Origin of the sequence: Pseudonocardia yuanmonensis (assembly GCF_039542425.1) — a bacterium.
Lineage (GTDB): Bacteria > Actinomycetota > Actinomycetes > Mycobacteriales > Pseudonocardiaceae > Pseudonocardia > Pseudonocardia yuanmonensis.
On the sequence record NZ_BAABIC010000006.1, the window covers coordinates 361132 to 372182 of the forward strand.

The following is an 11051-nucleotide window of genomic DNA, read 5'->3' on the forward strand; positions in this document are numbered from 1 at the left end:
GACCACGAAGCGCCGAGACCGAGGCCGAGATCGCGTTATGGGTCCGTGCTGCGTTCAGCCGGAAGGGCGGGGCGGAGCGGTGGTGCGGCGCACCGTGAGGTAGGGCTCGAGCACCTGCTCGGGTCCCGCCCCGGCGCGATCGCCGTCCAACCGCGCGACCACGGCCTCCACGGCGCGACCGGCGAGGCCCGCGGTGTCCTGCCCGACCGTCGTCAGGCCGACGTGGGCCATGCGGGCGAGCGGGTCGTCGTCGTAGCCGACCACGGAGACCCGGCCGGGGACGTCGACCCCGTTGCGGGCCAGCGCGTCGAGCAGGCCGACGGCGACCCGGTCGTTGAACGCCACGACGGCGGTGGGCAGCTCGCCCTCCGCGAGCAGGGCCTCGGCGGCGCGGATGCCGATGATCTCGGTGCCCGGCGGCGTGCCGTGCCCGGGCAGCACCCGCGGCTCCAGGCCGCGCGCCGTCATGGCCCGCAGGTAACCGTCCCGGCGGTCCTGGGCGACCGTGCCCGGGCCGCCGTCGACGTACGCGATCGCGGTGTGGCCCAGGCCGTGCAGGTGGTCGACCGCCAGCGCGGTGCCGGACTCGTCCGCGGTCCGGACGACGTCGGGCCGGGGACGGTCCGGGGCGGGCGGCGGGTCCAGGCGCCGGCACAGCAGGACCAGCGGGACCGTCGCGGCGAGCTCGCTCAGCCGGGCGACCGGCGCGTCCGGACCGATGAGGACGAGTGCCTCGCAGCGGGAGTCGAGCAGCGTCTCGACCGCCCGGTCCTCGCCGCGGCTGCGGGTGATGGTGGAGAGCACGAGGTCGTAGCCCCGGGCCTCGGCGGCGTCCTGGAGGTGCTCGGCGACGTCGGCATGGAAGGGGCTGCGGACGTCGATCAGCAGGCCGATCAGCCGGCTGCGTCGGCGGGCGAGCAGGCTGGCGGCGCGGTCGGGGCGGTAGCCGAGCCTCTGCGCCGCCTCGAGGACCCGGGCGCGGGTCTCCGCGCTGGGGCCGGGCGCGCCGCGCAGCACGAGGGACACCGAGGCGGGCGAGACGCCGACCGCCGCGGCGACGTCGTCCAGCCGGACCCGGCGACCGCCGTTGCCCGCCATCCCACCTCCTCGAAGGACCGCACGCGACCCCGCGCAGGCCCGTGTGCCCGTATCGAATCACGCCGTCCCGCCGGCTCCCCGGATGAGCGAACGGCGCGCTCGCTCACACCTACTGAGCGAGGGTGCCGCTCGCTCATCGGGGACGACGCGGTGGGGCTTGACAGGGCCCCGCGGTGGCCTGGACGATACTCCTGGTTGAAGCGCTTTAAAACCCCGCGCTCCCGGCGAGCACGACAGGCCGCCCCGATCCCGGAGGACCTTCGATGACGAGCTCCGTCCGCCCGCACGCACCCGTGTGGTCTGACCCCGCCGAGGCCCGGCTCGACGACCTCCGCGCGGTCGTCGAGCAGGGCACCGATCCGGCGGCCTTCCCCCGCGCCGAGATCGTCTCGGGCGTCGCCGTCTTCGACGGCGAGCGGCTGCGCCGCGAGGCCGCGGACGACCGCCGCGCGGTCCAGGCCGAGCTGGTGCGCGCGCTCCTCGACGGCCCCGGGATCGTCGTGGTCACCGGCGCCTACCCGGACCGCGCCGTCGTCGACCGCGCCACGGACGCGTTCTTCGCCCTGATCGAGCAGCAGAAGGCCGCCGGCGCCTCGGTCGGCGACCACTTCGCCAGACCGGGCAGCAACGACCGGATCTGGAACGCGCTGGAGAAGCTCGCGGTCGCCGACCCGGACACCTTCGCCGCCTACTACGCCAACGACCTCCTCGCCCTGGTCTCCGAGGCCTGGCTCGGCCCGGCCTACCAGGTCACCTCCCAGGTCAACGTCGTGAACCCCGGCGGTGCCGCGCAGAGCCCGCACCGCGACTACCACCTCGGCTTCATGAGCCCCGCCGGCGCGGCGCGCTACCCCGCCCACCAGCACGCACTCACCCCCGCGCTGACGCTGCAGGGCGCCGTCGCGCACTGCGACATGCCGGTCGAGACGGGCCCGACGCTCTATCTGCCGCACTCGCAGAAGTACGCGCACGGCTACCTGGTGGCCGAGCACGAGGAGTTCCGGGCCTACTTCGCCGAGCACCACGTGCAGCTGCCGCTCGCGACCGGCGACGCCGCCTTCTTCAACCCGGCGCTGCTGCACGGGGCCGGCACCAACCGCTCGGCCGACGTCCGGCGGATCGCCAACCTGCTGCAGGTCTCGTCGGCCTTCGGGCGGGCCATGGAGTACGTCGACCGGGCCCGGGTGTGCCGGGCGGTGCTTCCCGCGCTGCGCCGCATGCGGGCCGCGGGCGCGGACGAGGCACAGCTCCGCCGGGTCATCGCGGCCTCCGCCGAGGGCTACGCGTTCCCCACCGACCTGGACCGCGACCCGCCGGTCGACGGGCTGGCCCCGCCGTCGCAGGCCGACCTGCTCACCGAGGCGGTCCTGCTCGGCCACGACGACGACACCTTCGCCGCGACCCTCACGGCGCACTCCGCGAAGCGGGGCTCCTAGATGCTGGACGGCAAGGTGGTGCTGGTCAGCGGCGGGACGTCGGGGGTCGGCGCCGCCGTCGCCCGGGCCGCCGCGCGGACCGGCGCCGCGGTCGCCGTCACCGGGCGACGCCGGGAACCGGGCGAGAAGGTGGCCGCCGAGCTGCGCGAGCTGGGCGCGGCCGCCCTCTACCGGCAGTGCGACGTGGCCGACCCCGCGCAGATCCGCGCCGCCGTCGACTCCGTCGTCGCCGAGTTCGGCCGGGTGGACGGGCTGGTCAACGCCGCCGGCCTCACCGACCGCGGCACCCTGGTCGACACCACGCCCGAGCTGTTCGACCGGCAGATCGCGATCACCCTCAGGGGCCCGTTCTTCGCGATGCAGGCCGTCGTCCAGGACATGCTGCGGCGCGGCGCGCCCGGCTCGATCGTCAACATCGGGTCGGAGCAGGCCCACGGCGGCGCGCCCGTCCTCGCCGCCTACGCCGCGGCGAAGGCGGGTCTCGCCGGCCTGACGAAGAACGCCGCGCACGCCCACCGGTTCGACCGGATCCGGATCAACCAGCTGGACATCGGCTGGACGGACACCGAGGGCGAGGACCTCACCCAGCGCCGGTTCCACGGGGCCGGCGACGACTGGCGCGAGCGCGCCGCCGAGCGGCTGCCCGCCGGCCGGCTCGCCGACCCGGACGAGATCGCCGAGATGGTCGTCCTCCTGCTCTCCGACCGCAGCGGCGTGGTGACCGGGTCCGTCCTGGACTGGGACCAGGCCGTCGTCGGCGCCCACGACTGACCCCACCCGAGAGGCACACCATGTCCGCACCCAAGATCGCCGGCGCTCCCATCTCCTGGGGCGTGTGCGAGGTCCCGGGCTGGGGTTTCCAGCTCGCGCCCGAGCGCGTGCTCGCCGAGATGGCCGAGGTGGGGCTCGTCGCCACCGAGTTCGGCCCGGACGGCTTCCTGCCCGACGACCCGGCCGCGAAGGCCGCGACGCTGGCCGCGCACCACCTGACCGCGGTCGGCGGGTTCACCCCGACCCTGCTGCACCGGCCCGACCACGACCCGGTCCCCGGCGTCGAGGCGCTGCTGCCCAGCTACGCGGCCGCCGACGCGGGCACGCTCGTGCTCTCCGCCGACACCGGGCTGACCGGGTACGACTCCCGGCCCGAGCTCGACGACGCCGGGTGGAAGACCCTCCTGGTCAACCTCGACCGGATCACCGCGGTCGCCGCCGCGGCGGGCGTCGAGACCGTGCTGCACCCGCACGTCGGGACCATGGTCGAGACCGGCGACGACGTCCGGCGCGTGCTCGAGGGCTCGTCGATCGCCCTGTGCCTGGACACGGGGCACCTGCTCATCGGCGGCACCGACCCGGCCGAGCTGACCCGCCAGGCCCCGGAGCGGGTGGCGCACACCCACTTCAAGGACGTCGACCTCGGCCTGGCCCGCCAGGTGCAGGACGGCCGCCGGACCTACACCGAGGCCGTCCGGGAGGGCATGTACCGCCCGCTCGGCACCGGCGACGTCGACTTCGGCACGATCGTCGCGAGCCTGCGCGGGCGCGACTACCAGGGCTGGTACGTGCTGGAGCAGGACACGATCCTCACCGAGGCCCCCACCGGGGTCGGCCCCGCGGGCGACGTGCACACCAGCGTGGAGGCGCTGCGCGCCCTCCTCGGCTGACGGGCGCCGCGTCCGGGGCCCCTCACCGTGCGAAGGTGCCGGACGCGACCCGGGTCCCGACGGCGAGGAGGGCGGCGACCCCGCCGGCCGCCGCGAGCAGGACGAACAGCTCGGGATAGCCGCCGAGCGGGCCGGCCAGCGCGGCGCCCGCCCACGGGGAGATCGCGGTCGCCGTCATGGCCGGGGCGGACAGGATCCCGCTCAACCGCCCGTAGTGCGCCGCGCCCCAGCGGTCGCTCACCGCGGTCGCCTGGAGCAGGGTGAAGATCCCGCGCGCCGCCCCCGTCAGCATCGCCAGCGCGACGAGCAGCGGGACCGGGCCCGGCAGCACGCCGAGGAGCAGGGTGGTCGCGCCGAGCGCGCCCAGCACCAGCACCGACCGGCCGCGTGCGGGCAGCGCGGTGAGCCGGCCGTAGCCCAGCCGGCCGAGCACCTGGCCGAGGCCGCCGAGCCCCAGTGCCCAGGCGGCGGTGCCGGTGGAGAGCCCGCGCTCCAGCAGCAGCGGCACCTGGTTGACCACGACCGCGAAGGCCGTGAAGGCGCCGAGCCCGATCGCGATCGTGACCAGCACGAAGGGGCGGCTGCGGGCGATGGGCCCGGGGTCCGCCTGCACCCCGTCGGCGGGCGCGGGCGCGTCGGGCCACGGGCCGCGCAGCCCGATCAGGTGGGCCGGCACGGTCACGACCAGCAGCACCCCGGCCAGCACGAGATAGGTGTCCCGCCAGCCGAGGTGCCCGAGCAGCGTCGCGGTGAGCGGGGCGAACACGGTGCTGGACAGCCCCGCGAGCAGCGTGAGCGCCGTGAGTGCGGTGACCCGCCGCGGCCCCCACCAGCGCGTGAGGGCGGCGAAGGCGGGCGGGTAGAGCGTGCCGGCCATCGCGACCCCGGCCAGCAGCCAGGCACCGAGGAAGGCCGGGTAGGAGCGGGCGAGCGCGATCCCGGCGACCGCGGGCACGCCGACCACGGACGCCGCCGTCATGATCCACCGCGGTCCCCACCGGTCGAGGGCACGGCCCACCGGGATCCCGACCAGCGCCGAGGTGACCAGCCCGGCCGAGAAGGCCCCGGTGACCGCGCCGGTGGACCAGCCGGTGTCCCGGGAGAGCGTCGGTGCGAGGACGGGAAAGGCGTAGTAGAGGACGCCCCAGCTGGTCACCTCGGTCACGCACAACACGGCGAGCACCCGGCGCAGTCCCCCGTGCCCGAGCTCCGCCGCCCTGTCCACCCTCGCCACCCTGCCGCGTCCGGCCCGGATGCGCAGGAGCCGGGTCGTGGGCGACCGCGACCGTCAGCGGGGCGTCAGTCCGCCCGGTGCTCCTCGTGCTCCCCGTGCTCCCCGTGCCGTCAGCGGATCCGGCGCGCCGAGGCTCCGGCGCCCGCCACCAGGCTGCTGATCACCAGGCCGATCACCAGGTGGATCACGGAGTTGGCCACCCGCTCGCCGATCGGCGCCGAGCCGAGCAGCGGGAGCAGGGCCGCGACCACCGTCACCAGGCCGACGATCCACGACAGGTAGGTCATCGGCCGCGGCGTGGACAGGAGCAGCAGGTGCGCCAGGCCCGTCGCGGCCAGCGCGGCCACCGCGGAGAGGACGCAGAGCAGGATCGTGCGGGAGTCGCCGAGCGCGCCCGAGCTGGCCGGGCCGTTGAAGGCGATGCGCAGGACCGCGCGCACGATCAGCGTTCCGACCAGCGCGATCAGCGCCGCGACGATCGCCGTCGCCACGCCCGCCGCCCAGAGCCGGCCCGCGTCGACCGAGGGCCGCGGCTCCCGCGGCGGCTCGTACCCCTCCCCGTACTGCTGGTGCTCGTACTGCTGCTGCTCGTCGTACCCGGGCAACCGGCGGGTCTCGTCCCCGCGGTCCCAGGTGCCGTACCCGCCGCCCGATCCGTACCCGCCGGACATCCCGTTCCCCTCGCCGCGCCGCACGTCGTCGGGGTGAGTGTGTCGGCGGGGGCTCCGGCGGCCAAGCCGCCACGGCGTCACGACCGGGTGGGCCTACCCTGGGCCGGTGCCCGCCACCCCGCCCGACCCCGCTCTCCCCGGCGACACCCTGCAGCCGCCGAAGCTCCTCCTCGGGCTGGTCGCCGCGGCGGCCGTCGCGCACGGCGGGCTCGCCGTGGTCGGCGGCGCGGTGTGGGCGCAGGTGCTCTCCGCGGTCCTCTGCGCGGCCGGGCTGGTCGCCGTCGCGTTCCTCGTCGCGCGGCCGGTGCCGCACGTCGTGCTCGGCACGGCGGTCCTGGGCATGCTCGGCGTCGCCAGTTTCCTCGGCGTGCTCGGTGCGGCCCTCGCCACCGGCGGGCCGCCGGTGTCCGGCTGGATCGGGCCGTGGGGCATCGCCGCGGTGATCGCGGACTCCTCCGTGGTGCGGATCGCCGCCGCGGTGCTGCGCCGCTCGGAGAACGCGGCCCGCAGGACGCGCTGACACCTGCGACCCGAACGTCACACGTCGGTTACCCGGCGAGCACACCGGCTGCGCATCCTCGATCCATGGTCGGCGCTGCGGAGGGTCCGCTGATCGAGTTCCGGGTGCTCGGCGGCGTGGAGGCCCGGATCGCGGGGCGGCGGGTGGAGCTCGGCGGCCCCAAGCAACGGGCGGCGCTGGCCTCCCTCCTGCTGCGCGCGGACCGGGTCGTCCCGCTCGAGCAGCTGATCGACGACCTGTGGCCGGCGGACCCGCCGGCCCGCGCCGCGGCCACGGTGCAGGTGTTCGTGTCGAACCTGCGCCGCGCACTGGAGCCCGACCGGCCGCGGGGCGCACCCGCCCGGGTGCTGGTCACGGCCTCACCCGGGTACCGGTTGGCCGTCGACCCGGGCGCGGTCGACGCGCACGCGTTCGCCCGGCTCGTCGAGCAGGGCCGCTCCGCCCTCGCGGGCGACGACCCCGAGCGCGCGGCCGAGCTGCTGGACCGGGCCGCGGAGCTGTGGCGCGGCCCCGCGCTCGCCGACCTGCCCGACGCCCCCTTCGTCCGCACCGAGGCCGCCCGCCTGGAGGAGCTGCGGCTCGGCGCCGCCGAGGACCGGGCGGACGCCGAACTGGCGCTGGGCCGGCACGCCGGGCTGGTGGCCGAGCTGGACCGCCGGGTGCGCACCCATCCGCTACGGGAGCGCTCGCGGGCCCAGCTGATGCTCGCGCTCTACCGCTGCGGGCGGCAGGCCGACGCCCTGGAGACCTACCGGCAGGGCCGCGCGGTCCTGCGCGAGGAGCTGGGCCTCGACCCCGGTACCGGGCTGCGCCGGCTGGAGCAGGCCGTGCTGCGGCACGACCCGGAGCTGGCATGGGCGCCCCCGCCGCCGGTGATCTTGCCCGAGCCGTCCGGCCGGCCCGCCGCCGACGAGCCGGGCCGCGTCCTCGTCGTCGACGACAGCGCGGTCAACCGCCGGGTCCTGGTCGCCGCGCTGACCGAGCTCGGCCACGAGGTGCACGCCGTCGAGAACGGCCGGCGGGCGCTCGAGCTGCTGACCCGGGACGGCGGGTTCGACGTCGTGCTGCTCGACCTGCTGATGCCGGTGCTCGACGGCTGCACCACACTCGCCGCGATCAAGGCCGACCCCGCGCTCGACCACCTCCCGGTGATCATGGTCTCCGCGGTGGCGGACCTGGCGAGCGTGGTGCGCTGCATCGAGCTGGGGGCCACGGACTACCTGCCGAAGCCGTTCAGCGCCGCGATGCTGCGGGCCCGGATGCGGTCGTCGCTGGCGCTCAAGCGGATGCGGGACGGCGAGCGGGCGGAGATCGCGGCCCTGCGCAGCGAGGTCGACCGCGCCCGGGCCCTGGCCGAGCGGCGGTGAGGCGCCGGGGCGGGCGGCGGACGCTGACCCGGCTGCTGACCGTCGGTCTCGGGATCGGCGGGGCGCTCCTCGCGGTGCTGCTGCTGGTCAGCCTGGCCGCCGAGCAGAGCATGCAGGCGGCCACCGCGGCGGAGGCCCGACGCTCGGAGTCGCTGCGGCTGGCCTACGAGCTGCGCCAGACCTCCGACGACCTGACGCGGATGGCCCGCTCCTACGTGGCCACCGGCGAGCCGCGCTACCTCGACTGGTTCCGCGAGATCCTGGCCATCAGGGCCGGCACCGCGCCGCGGCCCGTGGACTACGACGGCATCTACTGGGACGTCGTCAGCGACACCGGGACGCGGCCGACGCCCTCCGCACACCCGGCGGCCTTCGCCACCCTCGCCGCCCGGGCCGGCTTCAGCGCGCAGGAGCAGGAGCTCCTCGCCACCGCCCAGGCCCGCTCCGACGCGCTGGCCCGGATCGAGGAGCAGGCGTTCACGCTGGTCTCGGCGGGGGCGGCGACCACCGACGCCGACCGCGCGCGGGCCACGGCGATGCTCCACGACCCGACGTACCTGCACGCCAAGGCCGAGATCATGGGACCGATCGGTCAGGTGCTCACGCTCGTCGACACCCGGACGGCCCAGGAGACCGCACAGGCCGCGGCCCGGGCCCGCGGCTGGTCCGCGATGGCGATCACGACGGCCGTCCTGCTGTTGGCGGGCATGGCGGTGCTCGTCGTGGTGACCCGGCGCGACGTGCTGCGACCGGTCGCGGAGCTCGACGCCGCCACGGCCCGGATCGCCGCGGGCGACGCGGACGTGCGCGCCCGGGTGGCCGGGGTCGGCGAGGTCAGCGCGCTGGCCCGCCGCTTCAACGGGATGGCCGAGCACGTCCGCGCCCGAACCGCCGAGCTGCGGCTGCTGCACCGCGTGGCGGCCACCGCGCATCGCGCCACCGACCTCCCGACGGCGACACGCGAGGTCCTCGCCCTGGTCTGCGCACACACCGGCTGGTCGCGGGCCCGGGCCTCGTCCGCCGACGGCATTCCGCTGGCCCGGCACGGCGACCCGCCCACCGATCCCGTCCCGCGCGAGCGGGTGCTCGCCACGGGCGAGCCGGTCTGGGTGCCGGGGCCCGGGGGCGTCGCCGTCGCCCTCCCGGTCCGGGCCGGGGACGAGATCGTCGCGGTGCTGGAGTTCGTCGCTGCGGCGCCCGCCGAGCGCGATGCCGCGCTGCTCGCCCTGCTGTCGGACGTCGCCGCCCAGCTCGGCCAGGTCGTGGACCGGGTCCGTACCGCCGACGCGCTGCGCGCGGCGGCCACCGCCGCGGAGAGCGCGAACCGGGCGAAGAGCGCGTTCCTGGCGACCATGAGCCACGAGATCCGCACCCCGATGAACGCCGTGATCGGCATGTCCGGGCTGCTGCTGGACACCGACCTCGCCCCCGAGCAGCGGCGGTTCGCCGAGATCGTCCGCGACAGCGCCCACGCGTTGCTGCTGATGATCAACGACATCCTGGACTACTCGAAGATCGAGGCGGACCGGCTCGAGCTGGAGCGCCGGCCCTTCCACGTCGCCGAGTGCATCGAGGGCGCCCTGGAGCTGGTGGCCGCGGACGCCGCCGCGAAGGACCTCGAGCTGCTCTGCGTCGTCGAGCCCGGGACGCCGTCGGGGCTGGTCGGCGACGTGACGCGGGTGCGGCAGGTGCTGCTGAACCTGCTGACCAACGCCGTGAAGTTCACCGACCACGGCGAGGTCACCGTCACCGTGGCCGCCCGTCCGCACGACGACGGCCGGCACGAGTGGCGCTTCACGGTGCGGGACACCGGCGTCGGCATCCCGCCCGACCGGCTCGACTCGATCTTCGAGGCCTTCACCCAGGTCGACGCCTCGACCGCCCGGCGCTACGGCGGCACCGGCCTCGGCCTGGCCATCTGCCGGCGCCTGGCCGAGCTGATGGGCGGGTCGGTCACCGCGGAGAGCACCCCGGGTGCCGGGACCTCGGTCACCGTCAGGGTCCACGCCGAGGCCACGCGGGGGGTGCGCCGCGACCCCGTGCCGGACGGCGGCCGCGCGCTGTCCGGCCTGCGCGCCCTCGTCGTCGACGACCACCCGGGCAGCCTCCGGCTGGTGCGCCGGCGGCTCGGCGGGTGGGGCATGCAGGTCAGGGACACGACGTCGCCGGCGACCGCGCTGCACTGGCTCGACGAGGGGCAGCGGTTCGACGTCGCCGTGCTCGACGAGTGCATGCCCGGGCTCGACGGTCTCGGCCTCGCCGCCGCGATCCACGCCCGGCCCGCCGGGGCGGGCCTGCCGCTGGTCCTGCTGACCTCGCTCGGCCGGCTACCGCAGGTCGACGGCACGGGCGTCGCCGCCGTCGTGACCAAGCCGGTACGGCCCGCCGCGCTGTTCCGGGCCCTCGCCGACGCACCCGCGGACCCGGTCGCCGCCGCACCGGGTGGCGTCGCGCCGCGGATCCTGGTCGCCGAGGACCACCCGGTCAACCAACGGCTCGTGTCCCTGCTGCTCACCCGGCTCGGCCACCGCGCGGACGTGGTCAGCAACGGGCTCGAGGCGGTGGCGGCGGTCCGGGACCGGCACTACGACGTCGTGCTGATGGACGTCCGGATGCCCGAGCTCGACGGGCTGGGCGCCACCCGCCGGATCCGCGCCGAACCCGGGGTCCGGCAGCCGTGGATCGTCGCGGTGACCGCGGAGCCCGGCGGCCGGGCGGCGTGCCTGGCCGCCGGGATGGACGACCACCTGACGAAGCCGCTGGTCGCGGTGGAGCTCGCCGAGGCGCTGGCCCGGGCGTGCGCGCCCTGCACACCGGCGCTCGCTCCGGCGGCCGACGCTCCCGACGCGGCGGCACCCACCCCGCTCGAACCCGCCCCGTCCGACCGCGCCCCGCTCGACCGCGCCCCGCTCGACCGCGCCCCGCTCGACCGCGCCCCGCTCGACCCGGCGGCGCTCGACCCGGCGGCGCTCGACCCGGCGGCGCTCGACCCGGCGGCGCTCGACCCGGCGGCGCTCGACCCGGCGGCGCTCGACCCGGCGGCGCTCGACCCGGCGGCGCTCGA

At 76.6% G+C, this 11051-nt stretch carries 9 protein-coding genes; 6 read left to right on the forward strand and 3 right to left on the reverse strand.

Going from position 1 to position 11051, the window contains the following annotated elements; all coding sequences use genetic code 11:
• Positions 1-54 precede the first annotated feature (54 nt).
• Positions 55-1098 (reverse strand): LacI family DNA-binding transcriptional regulator, encoded by a 1044-nt coding sequence (locus ABD990_RS11875; protein ID WP_345380467.1) that lies wholly within the window; start codon positions 1096-1098, stop codon positions 55-57.
• Between the two features lie 263 nt (positions 1099-1361).
• On the opposite strand from ABD990_RS11875, the gene ABD990_RS11880 reads away from it, so the two are divergent.
• Genes ABD990_RS11880 through ABD990_RS11890 form a run of 3 tightly spaced genes read left to right on the forward strand, consistent with a single transcriptional unit; the run spans position 1362 to position 4195 of the window.
• Positions 1362-2534, forward strand: a complete 1173-nt coding sequence (locus tag ABD990_RS11880; protein WP_345380468.1) for a phytanoyl-CoA dioxygenase family protein — start codon at positions 1362-1364, stop codon at positions 2532-2534.
• Positions 2535-3305, forward strand: a complete 771-nt coding sequence (locus tag ABD990_RS11885; protein ID WP_345380469.1) for an SDR family oxidoreductase — start codon at positions 2535-2537, stop codon at positions 3303-3305.
• Between the two features lie 20 nt (positions 3306-3325).
• Positions 3326-4195, forward strand: coding sequence for a TIM barrel protein (locus ABD990_RS11890; protein WP_345380470.1), 870 nt, complete (start codon positions 3326-3328; stop codon positions 4193-4195).
• A gap of 22 nt (positions 4196-4217) precedes the next feature.
• Here ABD990_RS11890 and ABD990_RS11895 read toward each other — a convergent pair whose 3' ends face one another.
• Positions 4218-5420, reverse strand: a complete 1203-nt coding sequence (locus ABD990_RS11895; protein ID WP_345380471.1) for an MFS transporter — start codon at positions 5418-5420, stop codon at positions 4218-4220.
• Positions 5421-5539: 119 nt separating this feature from the next.
• On the reverse strand, positions 5540-6100 hold the full coding sequence (locus ABD990_RS11900; RefSeq protein WP_345380472.1) for a DUF6069 family protein: 561 nt from the start codon (positions 6098-6100) through the stop codon (positions 5540-5542).
• A gap of 106 nt (positions 6101-6206) precedes the next feature.
• On the opposite strand from ABD990_RS11900, the gene ABD990_RS11905 reads away from it, so the two are divergent.
• From ABD990_RS11905 to ABD990_RS11915, 3 genes are all read left to right on the forward strand, one after another.
• Complete coding sequence (locus tag ABD990_RS11905; RefSeq protein ID WP_345380473.1) at positions 6207-6620, forward strand: hypothetical protein; 414 nt, start codon at positions 6207-6209, stop codon at positions 6618-6620.
• 65 nt (positions 6621-6685) lie between these two features.
• The gene (locus ABD990_RS11910) at positions 6686-7987 is read left to right on the forward strand and encodes a BTAD domain-containing putative transcriptional regulator (protein WP_345380474.1); all 1302 of its coding nucleotides are present in this window, start codon (positions 6686-6688) and stop codon (positions 7985-7987) included.
• Positions 7984-11051 (forward strand): hybrid sensor histidine kinase/response regulator (locus tag ABD990_RS11915; RefSeq protein ID WP_345380475.1); only part of this gene is annotated, 3068 nt, incomplete at its 3' end. The genes ABD990_RS11910 and ABD990_RS11915, both read left to right, overlap by 4 nt.